This is a genomic window from Enterobacter cloacae complex sp. R_G8 (assembly GCF_024599795.1).
GTDB classification, from domain to species: domain Bacteria; phylum Pseudomonadota; class Gammaproteobacteria; order Enterobacterales; family Enterobacteriaceae; genus Enterobacter; species Enterobacter dissolvens.
Genome location: NZ_CP102246.1, coordinates 89,520 through 107,821, shown reverse-complemented (window position 1 = coordinate 107,821; position 18,302 = coordinate 89,520). Strand labels below are relative to the sequence as shown.

Here is an 18,302-nt window from a genome sequence, read left to right as displayed (position 1 = left end):
GAGGGCGTTTTAAAGGCACAGCGATACCGCATCTCTGGCTGAGCCAGAAATGGTAAACCGGGAAATTACCTGTTCCCGTTAATTATTCACATGCGATTACTTTGCAGTGAAAAGCATATTTAAAATATTCTGATAAATCGGCGCTAATTGTTCTGACGGCACATTTAATGGCGTAAGCCGACGGTAAATGGTGCCCTCGATCATTACGGCGGTAATCTCCACGCAGCAGCGAATATGTTCATCACTTAAATGAGGAAACTGCTTTTTCAGGTGCGCACAGGCGTTGCTAAACATACGAGCCTCGGCCGCGGTTAACATGGCGGCCACCTGCGGATTACGCGTCGCCTCGGCGGACATCTCGAGCATCAGCGCATCGTCGTCTTCGTTAATCGTCTGACGCCAGGCGAGCGCCTGCGGCATGCCTTCCACCACCGTTTTGTCCTGCATTCCCTCGATACGGGAATCGATAATCCGGCGGATCATCTCTTCAATAATCGCGTCTTTGTTACTGAAATAACGGTAAATTTGCCCGACGCTGAGCTTCGCCTCGCTGGCGATTTGCGACATACTGGCCGCATGAAATCCGCTGGCGCGAAAGCAGCGGCGCGCGGCGGTAATGATCTCGTCCTGACGTTGTTTCTGCCGTTCTTCCAGTTTTGTGCTCATCGTCGATTACCGGGTAAAAGTGAGAATGATCGTTCTCATTATACGTTTTGAGCACCTTTTGGAAAGGCTTTTTTTATTTACATATTGAATGAATATTTCTGGATGAAAAAAATGGAGGAAATAAGGAGTTTTTATGAAGCTTAACCTGTGAGATATTCAGATTGCGTGGAAAATAAGGAGAAAAATATGCACCTGAGCATAACAGAAAAAGTCACACCCGCAGAAAAAGAAGAGTTATTTGTAGGGTTAAGAGCTTACAACGCCCAGTTTTTAGATATGACGAACTTCAGTGGTGATATTGGCGTTTACATGCGAGACGAAAAGGGCATCATGCTGGGGGGATTAATCGGCGTACGAAAAGGGGAATGGCTGAATATTGATTATCTCTGGGTGAGCGATACCGTGCGGGGAACCGGCGTGGGCAGCCAGCTTATCAAAACGGCGGAAGAAGAAGCCAGACGTAAAGGCTGTACGCATGCGCTGGTGGACACGGTCAGCTTCCAGGCGCGTCCATTTTATGAAAAGCAGGGGTACCAGCTGCAGATGTCTTTGCAGGATTATCCGTATCCGGGGATGCAGCGTCATTATCTGGCGAAAGCGCTTTAAGTCCGGCAAGCATCAAGATTCATCGCCCGGTGGCGCTACGCTTACCGGGCCTACACGTCCTCCGTCAGTTAGGCCGGGTAAGCGCAGCGTCACCCGGCAATAGACCGCATATAACCTATCCTTCTTATTGATTCCTTTTCGTTTTTTATTTCACCGCCTCGTTGCCGATATAGTCAGTGAAACGTTCATCAAAAGGATAGGTCTTGTGAAACTTCGATTGGGTGCTCTGGTTCTCGCGGGTCTGCTGCTGGCAGGATGCGATCAACGTGGCAGCGATGCCAAACACATTAAAGTCGGCGTGATCAACGGCGCAGAGCAGGATGTGGCTGAAGTCGCCAAAAAAGTGGCAAAAGAGAAATACGGTCTGGATGTGGAGCTGGTCGGGTTTAGCGGTTCGCTGCTGCCCAACGATGCCACCAACCAGGGAGAACTGGATGCGAATGTCTTCCAGCATCGTCCGTTCCTCGCAGAAGATAACAAGGCGCATAACTACAAACTGGTTGCCGTGGCGAATACCTTCGTCTTCCCGATGGCCGGTTATTCCCGCAAAATCAAATCCGTGTCTGACCTGAAAGACGGGGCGACCATTGCCATCCCTAATGACCCCACCAACCTCGGTCGCGCGCTGCTCCTGCTGCAAAAAGAGAAGCTGATTACCCTGAAACCGGGCGTGGGTCTGTTGCCAACCGCGCTGGATATCACCGCCAACCCGAAAAAGCTGAACATTATGGAGCTGGAAGGGGCGCAGCTACCGCGCGTACTGGATGACCCCAAAGTGGATGTAGCCATCATCAGCACCACCTATATCCAGCAAACCGGGCTTTCCCCGGTGCACGACAGCGTCTTTATCGAAGATAAAAACTCGCCGTACGTGAACATCGTGGTGACGCGCGAAGACAATAAAGACGCAGAGAACGTAAAGGAATTTATCCAGTCCTATCAGTCACCGGAGGTGGCGAAGGCGGCGGAGACGATCTTTAACGGAGGGGCGGTACCGGGCTGGTAATGCCAGCGCAATTTACGCCGTCACGCTGGCGTCTATCCGGCTTTCCGGCCAGAGAAAGCCCTGGCCAAACCGTGCCCCCGACGCGCAGGCTCGCTGTAAGTCCTGCGCGGTCTCAATCCCTTCTACGACGACAGCGCGGGCAATCTTCTCTCTGACGAAGCGCACCAATGCGTCAAACCGGGCAGGGGTGTTCAGCTCTGAGCGGTCAAGTTTAATGCCGTCTACCGGCAGGGCAAGACGCGCATAGTCATCCGCCAGATCCTGAGTCAGATCATCCAGCCAGATTTTCCAGCCAGCCGCTTTTAGCTGAAGCAGCGCGTGATGGATGCGGCGTTGCTCAGTGGCACTCATGCGGATCAGGGTTAACGGATCCTGAATTTCTATCGTTAAGCGTTGCTGGTGTCGTAGCGCAAGCAACAGCCCGATGGCTTTGACATCAAGCAGCTGGTCTGCCGGGAGATTAAGCCAGTACTGGCCTTTGTCCGGCATCTGCAACAGCGTGTTGGCCTGCCAGAAAAAGATTTGCAGCGCACAGCGGGTTGGGAGCGAAGCGAAGAGTACGTCAAGATTCACGTTGTGGATCTCTACCAGCACCTCATGCGCCACGGCCTGGCCGGAATGAAAATCGACTAAAGGCTGAAACCGCAGTCCGGTAATGGTATGCAGCATGGGAGAGGGAAGGACGGTGTACATGACGAGACCTGCAGAAAAAAAGGTTCCCGCGGACACGGGAACAAAGGCAAACGACACACGGTCGAAGAGTCAATTCAATATCCAGCGGATACTCTGATAGAACGAAGGGCCCCGGACGGCCTTGAGTTTATTCATGGCGTTGTTTTTGTAAAAGTAAACCAGCCTGACGTTGCAGCCTAACTGGCGGGCAATTTGCTTGGTTTTCAGGTTACATGAGTAACCCCGCAACACGCTGGCTTCCTCATTGGAGAGCCTTGCAGGACGCTGCCGTGTTGTAATGCTCACGTTGTAGTGGTTTAACGCTTTTGGCGTCTGGCTCATCAGGATTTGCCACATCGCCTTGATATCACCCAGCGAAACGCGCTTATTGATGACCCCATCCACATGCGCAAACTTCAGAAAACCGACGGATAACGAATAGATGTAGATCCTCGCCTTTGGCTGCTTTTCTTTAATACGCAGAATATCTTCATTTGGCGTAATCATAAAACTGCCGATATTCAGCGGATCATAAATAACGATATCCCAGGTACGTTCGCTGAGGAGAAAGTCTTCAATATTGCTGAATCCATGGAAAATAACATCACGATGCGCGTCAGGTTCACGGTTGCCAAGATATTGCAGGCCAATCATTGTGAACTCACAACTGTCAATAACGGCCACTTGTATTGTTTCTTTCATGGTCATTCTCCTTAAGTTGAGCACCCGTCCGTGTAAGAAAAGCAGTAATTTTAAATGCGTGGTCACTCATAAAGTCGTGGTGAGACGATACGTAAAATGTATGTCAGGAGAATGCATCCCGTAAAGCCAATCCCTTTTATTGGCGAAAGATAAAATTCAAAAAATATTTTAATGCTGGAAGTAATGTTTTTAATCTTCTTATAACATTAGCATTGGATTTTTATGCTGAAAAACCCCGTCTGATAAGGTTTGCTCTGGGCAAAGTGCTCTTTTTTTGACGTTTTCAGGACGATTTTTTGTGCTTTTCCTGGCGTTAAACGTGTCCCACGCCGGATTTTTAGCAGCCTGGCCGTTAAAATCCTGGCGGGAATAAGTTGTGAGTGCGATTTTATTACACTACTATCACCCTCCTTTATTCGTGTTAATAATGAAATAATATGATGTGTACTGAATTCACCGTCAGGATCATTGTGTTTTACAGAATCAATATTCTGCAGGAGATGATAAGTGATGCCCTGCGTAAAATACTGCCTGGATATTCCCTGCAAATAGCAATTGTAGAATCAACGGAGCAGCTCTTTGATGCGATTACTGAACGTCAGGTTGATATTGTCATCGCCGAGTTCAGTTATCTGTTTAACCATAAATCATGGGGAGCGCAAACCAGTAGCAGACTCAATATATTATGCCAAACATATAACGTAAAACGTGTGCTTTTTGTTCCGGAATTGCAGTACGGATTATTAAAAAAAGTGCTGGAGATGAAATACGATCTGACCCTTTCTCTGCAGGACGAGCCCGGGGAGCTGAAAAGAGAATTACAGACGCTGCTGAAGGCCGGGGAGGCTAAGCCGCGAGTCTCATCGTATCTGAAGGGGATGATGCGCGCCGGTGCGCGCTCGCGTTCGGTGCTTTCCGCCCGGGAGTGGGAGGTGCTGCACCTGATTGTGGAAGGCTACACCGTGACCGAAATTGCCCAGCTGCGAAGCCGCTCGGCCAGTACCATCGCCACCCAAAAGCACAATGCGATGAAGAAACTCAATCTCGCCAACCACAGTGAACTCATCAAGTATCTGCAGATGGCGGGCAGGATCGGGAGTTGAGCGTCGATTCGCCGGAACGACAGCGTCCCGGCGTACGTGCATCAGGGGTAGATAATATTCAGCGTCGCCGTCGTATTGAGCTTACCCTGGCTGACCTTCGCCGGTGCCCAGACATAATAGGACGCCGCCATGGGCAGGGTGAACGTCTTACTGAGTGCACCGCCCGCCGCCACGTTGAACAGCAGCGTGGCATTCCCGCGGCTGGTGGTGGAGGTCGAGAAGACGACCGGCTGTTGCGGGTTATCCCGCTTAAACAACCGCAGCCCCACGCCCTGTGCGGCCCCACTGCTGGTGTCGACCAGTACGGAACTGTCGGTCGACAACAGTTGGGTGCTGGAGAGGAACATCTCAATTGCCCGGTCAGACGTCCCGTTCGTCCCCAGATTCTGGCAGCTCATGTTGAGCGTAAAGGGAGTCAGCCCTGGCTGCGCGGAGGCGCTCAACTGAGGGATGCCGAGCGTGGGCAAATGAACCGTCAGCCCCGCGTTGTCGAAAGAGCAGGTGGTCAGCTTCGGCGCATATTTGATGGTCATCGGCTGGCCAAACATATCCCGGTTATCGTATGGCCACTTAAAGCCGTTAAACAGCCACTGCACGATTTTCACCAGCTGGTTTATCGGCCAGGTGATGATCTCCCAGAACGACATGCCGCTCATGTCACTGACGAACAGCACATCGCTCATGGTCGCGGTGTCGCCGGTGAGCGTGGTGCCACTCTGGCTAACCAGCGTAAAGCGCACGGTAAACGGCGTATTCAGTTCAGAGGCCGTATGGTTACCGCCCGTGGCGAGCGTCTTGTTGGGATGCGTGCTGGTGATCTCCGCCCGCACCCTATATTTGTCATTACTGAAGCCCAGAATGGTGGCGTACTTACTGTCGGTCGAGAGGATCGGCGTGTAAGAAAACTCGCTGTTGCCGGTTGAGCAGTTAAACGAGCCGCTGTACTGGGTGCTGAAGCTCCCGGTCCAGGTCGGCGTGGCGGGCGTCAGCTTATCCGACAGATCGACGCTGATCGGCGGCCCATAGGAAATACTGCCCCCGGAACAGGTGGCATAGCTTGCCCCGCTGACGCAGGCGAGAAACAGAAAGGTCAGTAACCGTATCATGTTGATGTTCCGTTAGTTATGGCAAACAGAGGACGGGCTTTCCAGTCCCCACGCCGGCGTGGCGATAGTGCAGTTTCCGCCACGTAAATGGACGTTAAGCACGCGTGGCGGGTGTTCCGCGCGGATGTAGAGTACGCTGGCCTGGCCAACATAACCCACCGACTCGCCGCGCTCGTTCAGCACGTCGGTACCAAACGGCAGTGGCGCCCCGTCGGGGCGGGTGGCGCGCAGCATCCAGGACTGGCGCGGGTCGGTTTCGAAGCGGATGTAATTCACCGCGCCATCGTAAGGGGCGACATTGGCGATGTTACCCAGCACTTCCGCCCCGCGGCTGTTCGCTGTTTCGGACAACGTGATGGCGTTTTTACGGTACGGCGTGGCATAAGGCACCAGCGCCACGCCATCACGGTTGGTCACGATACTTTCGTCGCCATTGACCATCAGCCCTTCCGCCTGCGGCGCATCGACAATGGTCATGGTGCTGCCGGTTTCGTTGGAGGCAAGCAGATGCCACGGCACGGCCACCAGGCTGCCACGCCCGTTCAGCCCTGTCTGGCGGTAGTCGGAGGATTCACTGTATGAGCCGCCCAGCGTGGCGAAGTTTGCACGGTATGCGGTGTTCACGCTGGCGGTGTTGTTTCCGCCCCGCGTGTTGCTGCCGGAGAGCGTATAGCTCAGGCGGTTCGACGCCAGCGCGTTGCCGCTCATGCTGATATTGCTCTGCTCATAATGCGAGTCGCTGGCCGTCAGGCTGGAGGTGATCCACGCGTTGTTATCAAACAGCGAGAACGGCAGGCTGAGGGAGAGGTAAAAACGCGTCTCTTCTTCACGCTCGCTGTTGCGCACCCGGCTGGCGGAGACGGTATAGCTGGCCCGGCCGATGGCGTTGGAGTAGCCGGCCTGATATTCGCGGGAGGTTTGGCTGGAATTCCAGTAGTCGCGTTGTGTACCAGAGATAAACACCGTGCCCCAGTTATTGAGCAGACGCTGGTTCAGGTTAAGGGTGAAGGTATTTTTAGGTTGCGCGGCGCGCAGGGCATCCCAGGTGCTCATCGTCATCTCCGGGGCGACCCCGAAGCGATCCTCATACTCGTCATACTGCGCTTTCAGGCGCTGATACCCTTCCCGGGAGTAGAGCGCATCGCTAAAGCTGTAATAGCCCTTAGTGGAATAACGGTAGGCCGCCAGCGTGAAGTTGGTGGCCGTGGTATCGATAAATTTACTGTACGACACGCGAAAGCTTTGGCCGCTGTCGGTTCTGTCCTGCAGGGTGGTTTTCGCGTGGGTAACATCCACAGATACTGCGCCGAACGGCAAATTCCAGCCGGTGCCGATAAGCCCCGCCTGATAATTATCGCTCACGATCGTGCCGGTATAACCGGTTATCAGGTTATTAAAGCCATAGCGCAGCGTGGCCTGCAGGAACGCCGGATCCGCCTCAAGGGTGTTTTGATGGACTTTCCCCGCCACCACGCTGTACTCGCTCACGCCCTCTTTAAGCATGCCCGGTACGGCAGAGAAGGGCACCGTGAACGATTGCTGTGAACCGTCGGCTTCACGCACCACCACCAGCAGATCGCCGGCCGACCCGGTTGGCTGAATGCTGTCGAGGGTGAACTGGCCCGGCGGAACGTTCTCCTGATAGATGACGTTACCGTTCTGAATCACCTTCACCAGGGCGTTAGTGCGCGCCACGCCGTGTACCACCGGCGAAAAGCCTTGCTGTGAGTTGGGGCGCATTTTCATATCGGACGCCAGCGACACGCCGCGCACGCGAAGGGAATCAAACAGATCGCCCGGAATATAAAAGTCGCCCAGCGTCAGGTTGGATTTCAGCGCCGCCAGCGGGCGGCGCAGGTAGCGGGTGTTATTCTGCCAGCTGCTGTCACCACTGGCGGATTTGCGCCAGGTGCTGCTGTCGCGAAACTGCCAGCCCAGCAGGTTGGCGCCGGAATCGAGTCCGGCATAAAAATCGTCGTTGGTCTCTTTGGCTGAGCCTTTTGTCCGCGTGTTGTACCAGGTGGTGTTCCAGGAGAGCATCAGCGCCGGGATCCCTTCGTCCCAGAACTGAGGGGCAACATACCCCTCTTCGGTCCGTAAGACGGCGGCCTGCGGCACGGTGAGTGACAGACTCAGGGTACTGGTGTCCGTTTTCACTTCGCCACCCTGAACCAGATCGTGCAGTTGCACCTGACCATCGGCAATGGCGGGCGCCGGGATCGCTTTGGTATTGATCCCCAGCATCATGGCATCTTTCCACGCCAGGCGAGCGTCATCGCGTTGCTCGCCATACGTCACCGTATAGCGTCCTTTCCAGTCCCCGTTGACGTAAATATCCATCTCCTGCGGGCCGGCTGGCATGGCGTTATTTTCGTAAAAGCGTGACAGATCGGACTCACCGGATGCGCCAGCAAGCAGGGAGGTATCAAACGATACCGCCCCCGATTTATGCGAAAGCAGAAGCGAGCAGACAGCCAGCATACAGAGCCTGTTTTGTTTCAATTTCATGGTGAGTCTTTCCGGTCACTGGCTGGTGAGCGTGCGGGTTTTGTACGCACCCAAATCATCCACATACATCAGCTGGTAGGTTTGGCCGCGTTTCACCGCGTTTTTGGTTGCGACGGTGAGTTGACCAAAGGGCGATACCATCGGTGATTCCTGCAGCAATTTGGTTTTGCCCTGGGAAATATTGGCGACCGTAATATGGAAAGGGCTGTCATTAACAATGCGGAACGCGTTACCGCTGGCAATCAGGGTCAGTTTTTCCGTCGCGTTATCCAGCGTGCCGGTTAACGAGGCCGGGCGATAAAACATTTTGATGCGCGATTTAATCGCCAGCTGAACGGTATTCTGGTTTTGTATATTTTCCGGCTTCGGGGGAATATCGAGCACGTTCAGGAAAAAGACCGATTCACGATCGCCCGGCAAATTCGCAGGCAGCTTTTTTATCCGCAGTTGCTGACCATTATGTTCGCTGACCTTCACCACCGGTGGCGATAACAGAAAAGGAACGTTTGCCGTTTCCGGTGTGGAATTAATATCGCCGTCATCAATCCAGGATTGCACCAGTGCAGGAGCATCACCCGTATTGATTAACTGAACAATTACCTCTTTGTTATTCTCAGGGTAAAGAACACGCGTGCCATTAATCACAATATTGGCCCATGCGTTGCCCGCGCTGAGCAGCAGAGATGCCAGCATAATAATCTTACGCATAATGGTAACCTTAAAAACAGGCTTCGCAGGAACGAAGCCTGATTAACAGAAATTACAGGTAGGAGATGGTGTACGTCACGTTTGAGCTCAACGCACCGACCGTTGCGGCAGCGGCGTTGGTTTTATAGTAATAAACGTCCAGCGTCAGCGTTTCAGAATCTGGCGCCGTTGCGGTACCCATAATGCTGGTGGTGTAAGCCTGGTTCAGCGTAACCGGCGTTGATTTACCTGGCTCAACTAAGGCGAAACCAACATTACGCGCCACGCTGGCATCGTTTTCATTGACGCTGTTATTCAGCAGGTATTTACCGTCGGTAGAAATATTATCAGCGCTGGAGAAATACACTTTCAGCGGCGTACCGGTCGTGCCTGCTGCTGGCGTACAACCTGAGAAGGTTAACGAAATGGATTTTTTATTTTTCGTAATCAGGCCAACCGTGGTCCCGGCATCCTTAACCGAAATGGGGGAAAGCGCGACGGTCATATCGGCACTTTTTCCACCATTAATGGTACAGGTGGTATCGGTAATAGCACCGGTAAAGTTAATGACGCCACCCGCTGAGTTATCTGCAGCAATAGCCTGAGCAGAAGCAATGGCTGCGCCAAGCACAGATACGGTCATGATCGTTTTGAACATGATAAACTCCATAATATTTTGTTTTATATAAAAAAGAATGTTTCCCGGCTGCGCAACACACTGTGACTGGCTAACGCGCATAGCGACCTGAGTACGAGCCTTGACGATATTATGTTGCATCAAAAAGATACATAACAAAACATTATTCCGATTAATCAATAATAATGAGATTATAATCTTGCTATAATGTTTTTTTAAGGATCATAACCCAAACGCCTTCATTCGAAGGTCTTAATTAATGAATTAATAATTGTAAATTTATGAAGTTTTCTATACGCCGTGCTCAAATAATATTTGATGACTTGACCACACCCTCTTTAGACATATTATTGCGAGGGAAATACAGTCGTTTATAACAGTGGTGTAATAATCATATGAAGTATCTTATTGATCTCGCAATGCTTTACGAAGTGGACTCTGGTGTGATCATGATAAATGGAGAAGAGGAATCTTCCATTAAGTTATCAAATCAGGCGGCACGTTTGTTATATGAACTCATCATTAATAATGGTAAAACCCTCGACAGGGACGACCTGATTAAGAAAGTCTGGGAAGACCGCGGTTTTTCCGGCTCCTCGGTCAGTCTTAATGTTGCCATAAGTGAAATCAGAAAAGCTTTTCGTAGTTTAGGACGTGACCCGCTGCTGATTAAGACCATTCGCGGTAAAGGTTTTAGTCTGGCTGCGCATATTGAACATCACACCGTCAGGCCGCCCGTTTCTGCCCCGGAAAAAATGGTGGCGGAAGTCGCGGATATTGTAACGCAGCAGCGAGACCCGCCAGAACGCCTGCGTCGTCGGGACAGCGGCTTTACCACGCTGTGTGTCATGGCGCTGGTGGCGATAATGGGCATCGCTGCGCTGCTGTTCTATCAAAATATGCGCATGACCGAACGCGCGAAAGAGTCCGATATTCATCTGCTGGGCAAAATTGATCGCTGTACGGTTTATCTTATCGACAAGAACATGTATCAGCCGCAACAGACCTGGTTTAGCCGGGCCAAACAGGCTATCGCTCGTCAACAAATAGACTGCGAGCATCAGGCCGCGGATATGTATTATTCAAAATTCAAAAAGTCACAGCTGGAAAATGATTTCCTGGCTGTCTGTTATCTGCAGGATAGTGGCGATAGCTATAAAAATTGCATCTCTTACAGAAGCCTGACAGGGAGTTAAGATCATGTCGAAGAGAAACCTGAGTCTATTTTTGGGCGTGGTACTGCTGATTTCTGTTATCGCCATTGTCCTGTTTTATCCGCAAAGAACCCAGGAAGAGGGATTTGGTTGTCAGTCTGACACGGTTTCCAGGAAAACCTATTCAACGGGTGAGTCGACAGGTCTGTCGTTAACGACGCTATTTCTGTTTAACAGTAGCGACATTGTCACCGTGATCCATAAAGGCGTATTTATTCGCGGAGACAAACGTTATTTGATTGACCGCAACTATGTCCTGAATGTAGAGAAAGTTGCTGGCAGTGATATTTACTATATTAAAGGAAAAAAAGTGCACAAATCTGATGATGATGTTGCACCGGACGGCGTAGTTAATGAGCTGCTGCTGGACAGTATCGACTTCTTTTATGTCACCCGGCTCAAGAGTCATGCATGGCTAATTAAAGGGCTGGTTTTGCCAATAATGATGTGCGTAGCCGTGCCGACATCCTGATATTCTGCAGAACATCAAGAATAGATGTTTGTCTATTAGTCTAAAAATCTCAATTTTATTCATTATGTAACAACAAGATGCAAAAGCATTCTGTTATTTTTCATCCTTTCCTGTGAAGGGGATGAAATTTTCTGTATTGCCTCGTTATTTTTGGGGTGACTATACTTCGCCCCGAAAAAGGGGCTTCCCTTTTTTAAACATCTGGATTCTTTTTTGAAGGACTAAATAAATGAATAAACTGAACGCTATCGTTCTGGGCTCACTGCTGTCTCTTTCTGCCCTGAGCGCTGTTAATGCAGCGGAAACTACCGCTTCTGCAACCTGGCAGGCTTCTGCAACGAAAGACAGCGATTCCGATCTGGTTGTCACGCCAACGCGTGCACTGAACTTCGTTTATAGCGCAAGCACCAAAGCGTTTAACACCGACACCGGTCTGTTTGATGTGGCTATTCGTGGTGACCACGCTTCTGCTACCAACTTCAAACTGGAAGCAATCGTTGATGACTCTGACAACACCCTGTTCAGCGTTGGCGGCGAAGCAACCAAACTGAAAGTAGGCGCGCGTTTTGGCGGGACCGATCTGGGCTCCATCGGTGGCACAGTGGGTGCGAAATCAACGGCATGGACTACCCTGGTTGACTCTTCAAACAACACCGGCGTCTCTTCTGGCCTGTGGAACCTGACTACCAGCGCAGGCGCGACGGCGAATACCGAAGTGACCGGCCAGGACAAATTTGTGTTCTACGTCGATTCTGCACAGGACAGCACCGGTGCAGCGAAAGAGTTCAAAGACCTGACCAACAGCCTGTGGGAAGGTACTGTGTCCGTTGCGTTCCGCGCAACCTGGAGCTAAGAGCTGACAGTTACAGGGGCGTAAGCCCCTGTTTAGGGAAATATCATGTTTAGCCTTAAACCCATCTTCTTCTCTTTATTATTTATCTCCTCCTCCGCGCTGGCGATTAATGTTGGCAAAGTCACCACCATTATTCCTGCCAATGCGGATTCCATCGCCAAGGAATTAAAAAACGAAGCGGATAGCGTGCGCATTATTTCCATCAGCGCCCAGCGTATCAGCAGCCCGATGGATGAAGGCGTGGTGATTAATCCGGAGAAAATCGACGAGCTGCTGCTGACACCTACGCGCATGGTCATGCCCGCCGGGACCAGCAATATCGTCAAATTTTACTATCACGGTAAGGCCGACGACCGGGAGCGCTACTACCGCATTACCTTCATTGATGAAGGGGTCAGCGAAGATCTTGATAACGGCTCGCAAAAGAATGGCAAAGGGATGACCCGCGCGGTGGTGAGCACCATTCTGGTGGTACAGCCCCGGAAGAAGAACGTCGATTTTGTCTACGTGGCTGGAAAGATCACCAATAAGGGCAATACCGCGTTTCGCGTTAACGCGAGCGGGACATGCCTGAAGCCCAACCCGGAATCGCCGACCACACCGTGCGTCAAAAACTTTTACCTGATGCCGGGGACCTCCCGCGCGATCGACGACATCAACGTTACGGACAACCATTTTCATCTCGGAATTTGGGACCTGAAACAGTTCATTCCTGTTAAGTAAGGATGCATGGTGAAAAATAAATTAGTGTTGCCGGTGATGATGGCGTGCACATCCGGCCTTTTGCCCGCGTATGCGCATGCTGCCTCCAGCTCCGTGGTTATCGCTAATTACCGTTTTCCCGACTCACTCTTTGCCCTGCTGGAGCAGGGGATCAAAATCCCCGTTTATTTGGTCAATACCCGCCCGAATGCAACGCAAAAGGGCGGCAGCGCAAGTGATGTGAGCGAATATGTCCGTATTGGCGACGTGACGATCTACGCAGAAGACCGACAGCTCGGGCTGCGCGATGTCCAGGTCCAGGAGTCAGACAACGGTATCCGTCTGTCGAAAGAGATGCGGACGTTACTGCAAAGCATTAATGGCAAGCAGTTTGACGACCACATGCGTATTCCGGTGAGCGCCGGGTCGGCGTTCGAGCTGGATCAGAAAAAGATGCGTCTGTTGCTGAACCTCTCTCAGCGCGATTACGGGGTGAATATTCGTCCGCGTGAAGTGGATATCGACGCCCCTGAATCGGACGACCTGAGCGGCACGCTCTCTTATAACCTCGGTGCGTATCACACCGAGAGCGGCTACGGCGATAGCTGGTCCTCCGGCTATCTCAATGCCAAAAGCTGGATCTCGATGGGGGTCGATCACCTGCTGGTCGATGGCTCGGGCTACGTCAACGAAAACAGCAGCGACACCCAGATGAACGCGGTGATGTGGGAACGTGACTATCAGGGCATGCGCTACGCCGCCGGGATGTTGAACGGCTGGGCGATGCAGTCTCTGGCCAGCGTCAGCGGTATCTCCGGCGGGGAAGTGTACGGCGTCTCCGTGGGGAACCAGGCCAACTCGCGTAAGCGGGACAATACCCTCTCCCTGACGCCGATCGTGGTCTATTTCCCGACCGCCGGAGAAGCCCGCATTCGTCGTGACGGCCAGCTTATTGGTATTCAGCGCTTTGACGTGGGCAACCACGAAATCGACACCAGCGCGCTGCCCTACGGGATCTACAGCGTGGAAGTCGAGGTGGTCAGCGGCAGCCGCACCGTGTCGCGCAGTATGTACACGGTGAACAAACCTTTCACCAACAACGTGTCGGAATCGCTGCGCTGGCAGACGTGGGGCGGGATCTATAGCCGCGACAAATCCGTCGTCAACTACAAGAAGTACGCCAAACGGAAAAACGAGCAGGACAACAGCTACTACTACGATTACGACACCAAACATAAAGACACCATGTCGCTGGTCGGCGCCTCCTTCAGCAAGCGCAGCGGGTTGGTCGACTGGAACGCGTCCGGCTATATGATGCGCGAACACGTGGTCAGCGAACTGTGGGCCTCCCTGAACCTGACCGGCTATTTCTCGGTGAATACCCAGACGATGGCCGCCTCCGACGGAACGTACCGCGCCAACTACGGGGCCAACGTCAGCCTGCCGTGGAATATCGGTTCGGTCTGGTACTCCCACGAGCAGCTCTCCAGCGGTAAGTTCCTCGATATCTATGAAAACAAAGGTAATACGTGGGGGGCGTCGTTCAGTCTGCCGTCGTTTGGCCTGCCGTCTGCCGGGAACCTGAGCCTGATGCGGCAGACAGATGACGTATATCGCTACAAACGCTACCAGATTGACTACTCCCAGGGGCTGTACGCCGGTCGTTACGGTACGGCGCGCCTGAGGGTGGGGATGTCGCGCAATAAATACGAAGGCTACTACGAAGAGAAAGACCGCTACGTGATGCTCGATTTCTCCATCCCGCTGGGTAACACCGTCTCCGTGGGCGTTTCTCATAACCGCGATACCGGTACGGCGCTTAACGTCAGCGCCAGCCGCCAGTTCGAAGGGGATTACCTGAAGTCGGTTACCGCCAACGTTTCACGTGCCTTCAGCAGCAACCAGGATCGCACCGTGAGCGGCGGGGGCAGCGTGAGCTTCGACACGCCGTGGAACAGCAACATTCTGAGCGTGCAGAGCGGCACCAGCAAAGGCTGGAACTCCACGCTGACCAGCGACGGCAGCGTGGGCTGGTCGAAGGAGGCGGTTGCGGCGGGTAAAGGCACCCATAGCGCAGGGGTGATCGTCAGTACCGGGCTTAAATCCGACGAGTCGCTCACGCTGAAGCTCAACGGCCGCACGGAGCGCATCAAGGGCGATAAAACCTGGCTGTCGTTGCCGGCCTATCAGGCCTATGACCTGGAGGTGATGAACAGTGAAACCGGTACCGAAAGCTATGACATTGGCGCAAATGCCCGTCGTCATATCACGGTTTACCCGGGGAACACGGTGGTGATGAAGCCGCAGGTGAAAAAAATCGTCACCCTGTTTGGCCGCCTTGTGGATGCCAACGGTAATCCGGTGAGCGCCACGCAAATCAAAAACCACGTCGGGCTGACCCGCACCGAAAATGACGGTCGCTTCGTGATTGACGTGGACAAGAACAATCCGGTGCTCAGCATTGCCACACCGGATGACAGCGTCTGTGAGGTGCGTCTGGATATCGCGTCCAACCGCGGCGCGCTGTGGCTTGGGGACATCTCCTGCGATAAGGGCGATTTCGTCTGGCAGGAAGCAAAAGGAACACGGGGACGTGACGATGAAAAAGATATTCGCTCTTAATCTGCTGCTGCTAAGCGCGGCGGCGCAGGCGCAGCAGATGCCCTATTTTGCGATCAACAACCCGGACAACAACGGGACGGGCAACACGGCGGCGCTGTTCAGTCTGAACAGCACCTCCACCGCGTTTTTACACGGCTCGCGGGAGTGGCCCACCCTGAGTGCCAAAACCAACAACGGGATTGCCACCTACATACCGGACAACAGCTTTAACGGCCCGGCGGGCAGCGCGCTGACCATCAACTTCAGCGTCACCGGCTCCAGCGCCTCGCCGTTCTTTAAGGGGACCGCGTGCTCGTCAACCTGCGGCACCACGGGCTATACCGCGACGACCAGCTATTCCGACACCTCGATGGTGGTGAAACCGCCGGTCATTGAGCCGGGTACCTCCTATGGCCGCTGGGTTCTGGGGGATCCGTTCTTTAACTATCTGCTCAATGCCGCTCCCGGTAACGAGGTGACGATCACCTCCACGCCGCAGATCTCCTCTATCAGCAAGGTGACCACCACCAACACGCTGCATAAGGTCGGCACGTTGACCATGACCAATTCGCGGGCGCTGGATCTGGGCATTGACCCGATCAGCGGCGAGGTGACCATTGTGGATGGTTCAACCGGGGCGACGTGTACCAAGTACACCCGCAATACGGTGTCGGGCGTACTCTGTGAACTGCTGGAATATACCTTTGTCGGGGAAGATATCACTGGCTACAACCCGGGGCTGGCGCTGACCTCCTCCCGTGTGAACGGCGTACTGCAGTCGCACATGAACGGGGGAACGGGTCTGGCGGCGGAAATTACTTTCGATGAGAGCAACTGGTACAGCATCTCCGGGGGTATTTTGAGTGATACCCGCGTGCTGGCGAATACTTTCCTCGCCGCGCCGCAAAAAAATGGCGGTAAGGCGTACCTCAAAATTTTTCTCCCGAAGGCGCTGATTTTGAGCGTGGCGCAGGCCGGGGATGGCAGCAATATCGGCAATATCGTCAGCCTGTGCCTGACACCGGGCAACAGCTCGCTGGCGGCGGATTTCTGCTTCCAGCCGGGGGGCGGGCTGGTGATTAACCCTATCCAGCCAGGGCTTGCTATCGTCCCGGATAACCCGGACTACACGCTCGACCCTAACGGCCTGGGCGGTTCCGGGAAAGGAACAATTGGCGAGGGGCCGATAGAGATCCCCTACACCATTACCTACAGCGGCGCGCAAAAAGATGCCGCGATTGCGGTCACGGTGAAGGTCACCGGGCCGACGCAGAGCCTGAACGGCGTGGACTACTGCGCCTTTAGCGGCAACGGCTTCACGGTGCCGATCCCCGGCAATGTGCTGCTGGGCAAAAGCTACACGCTGAAGGCGCATAACTGCAAAGGTGAAGTGCTGCCCATTCCTGCCCCCGCCACCCATGCGGAAGAGTGGGACAAGATAAGCTCAGGCGTGACGGACATGTGGCTGTGGAAAACCCCGCTGGTATTGCAGTTTGTGATGAATAATCCGGTGTCGAAAACCACCTATGACGGTAATAACTGGTTTGGTGAAGTGACGGCTCAGGGTCGAATTGATGTCAGCGCTTCCTGGAATTAAACGTGTATGACTGGAAAATTCCTGGCTATTTTCGCAATAAATTGCTTCATTTCCGCAAGCGCAAATGCTTTAATTATTGAAAGTCTAAACATTGATTTTCTACCTGAAAAAGAAGTTGTTTTTCAGCCAATAAAAAACGATACCAGTGTTCGACAGAATTATACTGTTTCGCTTATTCAGGTCGACGTCCCTAAAGAACACGGGAAAGAGACTGAAATAAAAGATGGCGAGGTGATGTTCTCGCCGAAACAGTTAACTCTGGAGAGTGGCGAGCAGGCCGGTTTTAAGTTTTATTATACCGGCCCGCACGACAGTAAAGAGCGCTATTATCGCGTTAAATTCACCGAGACGCCGCTCCAGGCGCAGGTTGTGATGAGCAAAGGCCAACGCATTCAGTCGGATGTGGTGGTTTCGCTTGAGGCTATTTTAATTGTCCGGCCATGGACAAGACATTTTGATTATACGTTTAGTAACGGGGTGGTGAGTAATACCGGGAATACCTGGTTTAAATATGTTTCCTCTCAGGGATGTAGCTCACAATATAATGATTCAAAATATCTTCCACCGGGTCAACGGCTGGAAATAGATAATTACGCGCAGCCCGCTAAGCGGATGATTATTTACGGAAATAAAATCATCCCGCTTACACGCTGCCCGTAACAACCGCTTTCCTTCATAAAAGGAAATTATCCTTTGGCGCAAGCTGAAGATTTACAACTACAGGAGAATAAAATGAAAGCGATTTCATTCGTAGAAGCGAAAGACATTATCGGTGGTGCATTAAACCCATTCGCTGGCCTCGTTAAAGGCGCACAGCTGGGTTATGACACCGGTGCAAGCATCATGGGCATGGTAGGTGGCGTGGTTGGCGGAATTCTGGGTGGCGCAATGGGCTTCCTGGGTGCGCTGGTTGGCAGCTACAACTAATTCAGATTAACAGGAAGACAAACATGCAAGTTATCGATTTCAAAAAAGCACAGGCCATCATCGGTGGTTGGGATCCGTTTGCTGCTGCCCTTCAGGGTGCGAGCGCAGGCTATAACGCAGGCAGCCAGATGTTAGGCGCGCTGGGCGGCACCATCGGTGGCGTATTTGGCCTGGTGGGCGGCTTCATCGGCGGCTTCTTCAGCGCATAAGTTATCGACCTATGCTTATGGCCCGCTTTGCCGG

19 protein-coding genes are annotated in these 18,302 nt (G+C 52.8%); 12 read left to right on the top strand and 7 right to left on the bottom strand.

What is annotated here, in order from left to right; genetic code table 11:
- Positions 1-96: 96 nt before the first annotated feature.
- Positions 97-666: a TetR/AcrR family transcriptional regulator gene (locus NQ842_RS00540; protein WP_014830076.1), complete on the bottom strand. Its 570-nt coding sequence runs from the start codon at positions 664-666 to the stop codon at positions 97-99.
- 186 nt (positions 667-852) lie between these two features.
- On the opposite strand from NQ842_RS00540, the gene NQ842_RS00535 reads away from it, so the two are divergent.
- Positions 853-1,272, top strand: a complete 420-nt coding sequence (locus NQ842_RS00535; RefSeq protein ID WP_257256408.1) for a GNAT family N-acetyltransferase — start codon at positions 853-855, stop codon at positions 1,270-1,272.
- 205 nt (positions 1,273-1,477) lie between these two features.
- A complete protein-coding gene (gene nlpA, locus NQ842_RS00530) occupies positions 1,478-2,278 on the top strand; it encodes a lipoprotein NlpA (RefSeq protein WP_050861158.1) in 801 nt (266 codons plus the stop codon).
- Between the two features lie 12 nt (positions 2,279-2,290).
- Here the strand turns inward: nlpA and NQ842_RS00525 are convergent, their stop codons facing one another.
- Positions 2,291-2,971 carry an EAL domain-containing protein gene (locus NQ842_RS00525; protein WP_257256407.1) on the bottom strand — a complete coding sequence of 227 codons (681 nt, stop codon included), beginning with the start codon at positions 2,969-2,971 and terminating at the stop codon, positions 2,291-2,293.
- A 69-nt stretch (positions 2,972-3,040) separates the two neighbouring features.
- Entirely contained in the window at positions 3,041-3,652 is a 612-nt protein-coding gene (locus NQ842_RS00520; protein WP_014830080.1) for a LuxR C-terminal-related transcriptional regulator, read from the bottom strand.
- 470 nt (positions 3,653-4,122) lie between these two features.
- Here NQ842_RS00520 and NQ842_RS00515 point away from each other — a divergent pair, with 470 nt between their 5' ends.
- Positions 4,123-4,755 carry a LuxR C-terminal-related transcriptional regulator gene (locus NQ842_RS00515; RefSeq protein ID WP_257256405.1) on the top strand — a complete coding sequence of 211 codons (633 nt, stop codon included), beginning with the start codon at positions 4,123-4,125 and terminating at the stop codon, positions 4,753-4,755.
- Between the two features lie 41 nt (positions 4,756-4,796).
- Here the strand turns inward: NQ842_RS00515 and NQ842_RS00510 are convergent, their stop codons facing one another.
- Genes NQ842_RS00510 through NQ842_RS00495 form a run of 4 tightly spaced genes read right to left on the bottom strand, consistent with a single transcriptional unit; the run spans position 4,797 to position 9,714 of the window.
- Positions 4,797-5,861 carry a fimbrial protein gene (locus NQ842_RS00510; protein WP_046888810.1) on the bottom strand — a complete coding sequence of 355 codons (1,065 nt, stop codon included), beginning with the start codon at positions 5,859-5,861 and terminating at the stop codon, positions 4,797-4,799.
- A gap of 12 nt (positions 5,862-5,873) precedes the next feature.
- Positions 5,874-8,369: a fimbria/pilus outer membrane usher protein gene (locus NQ842_RS00505; protein WP_163281567.1), complete on the bottom strand. Its 2,496-nt coding sequence runs from the start codon at positions 8,367-8,369 to the stop codon at positions 5,874-5,876.
- A 15-nt stretch (positions 8,370-8,384) separates the two neighbouring features.
- Positions 8,385-9,077: a molecular chaperone gene (locus NQ842_RS00500; RefSeq protein WP_014830084.1), complete on the bottom strand. Its 693-nt coding sequence runs from the start codon at positions 9,075-9,077 to the stop codon at positions 8,385-8,387.
- 52 nt (positions 9,078-9,129) lie between these two features.
- Positions 9,130-9,714, bottom strand: a complete 585-nt coding sequence (locus NQ842_RS00495) for a fimbrial protein (RefSeq protein WP_043951726.1) — start codon at positions 9,712-9,714, stop codon at positions 9,130-9,132.
- A gap of 374 nt (positions 9,715-10,088) precedes the next feature.
- Between NQ842_RS00495 and NQ842_RS00490 the strand changes: the two genes are divergently transcribed.
- The 9 genes from NQ842_RS00490 (at position 10,089) to NQ842_RS00450 (ending at position 18,268) form a co-directional block, all read left to right on the top strand.
- Positions 10,089-10,889, top strand: coding sequence for a winged helix-turn-helix domain-containing protein (locus NQ842_RS00490; protein WP_014830086.1), 801 nt, complete (start codon positions 10,089-10,091; stop codon positions 10,887-10,889).
- Positions 10,890-10,893: 4 nt separating this feature from the next.
- Positions 10,894-11,379: a hypothetical protein gene (locus tag NQ842_RS00485; RefSeq protein ID WP_014830087.1), complete on the top strand. Its 486-nt coding sequence runs from the start codon at positions 10,894-10,896 to the stop codon at positions 11,377-11,379.
- A gap of 229 nt (positions 11,380-11,608) precedes the next feature.
- Complete coding sequence (locus NQ842_RS00480) at positions 11,609-12,232, top strand: common pilus major fimbrillin subunit EcpA (RefSeq protein WP_014830088.1); 624 nt, start codon at positions 11,609-11,611, stop codon at positions 12,230-12,232.
- Between the two features lie 45 nt (positions 12,233-12,277).
- Positions 12,278-12,955 carry a fimbria/pilus periplasmic chaperone gene (locus NQ842_RS00475; protein WP_014830089.1) on the top strand — a complete coding sequence of 226 codons (678 nt, stop codon included), beginning with the start codon at positions 12,278-12,280 and terminating at the stop codon, positions 12,953-12,955.
- Positions 12,956-12,961: 6 nt separating this feature from the next.
- A complete protein-coding gene (locus NQ842_RS00470; RefSeq protein WP_257256404.1) occupies positions 12,962-15,556 on the top strand; it encodes a CS1-pili formation C-terminal domain-containing protein in 2,595 nt (864 codons plus the stop codon).
- Positions 15,534-17,132, top strand: a complete 1,599-nt coding sequence (locus NQ842_RS00465) for a hypothetical protein (RefSeq protein WP_014830091.1) — start codon at positions 15,534-15,536, stop codon at positions 17,130-17,132. Before NQ842_RS00470 ends, NQ842_RS00465 begins: the two co-directional genes overlap by 23 nt.
- Positions 17,133-17,138: 6 nt before the next feature.
- On the top strand, positions 17,139-17,792 hold the full coding sequence (locus tag NQ842_RS00460; RefSeq protein WP_014830092.1) for a hypothetical protein: 654 nt from the start codon (positions 17,139-17,141) through the stop codon (positions 17,790-17,792).
- Positions 17,793-17,864: 72 nt separating this feature from the next.
- Entirely contained in the window at positions 17,865-18,059 is a 195-nt protein-coding gene (locus NQ842_RS00455) for a hypothetical protein (RefSeq protein WP_013094846.1), read from the top strand.
- A gap of 23 nt (positions 18,060-18,082) precedes the next feature.
- Positions 18,083-18,268 carry a hypothetical protein gene (locus tag NQ842_RS00450; RefSeq protein WP_013094847.1) on the top strand — a complete coding sequence of 62 codons (186 nt, stop codon included), beginning with the start codon at positions 18,083-18,085 and terminating at the stop codon, positions 18,266-18,268.
- Positions 18,269-18,302 lie beyond the last annotated feature (34 nt).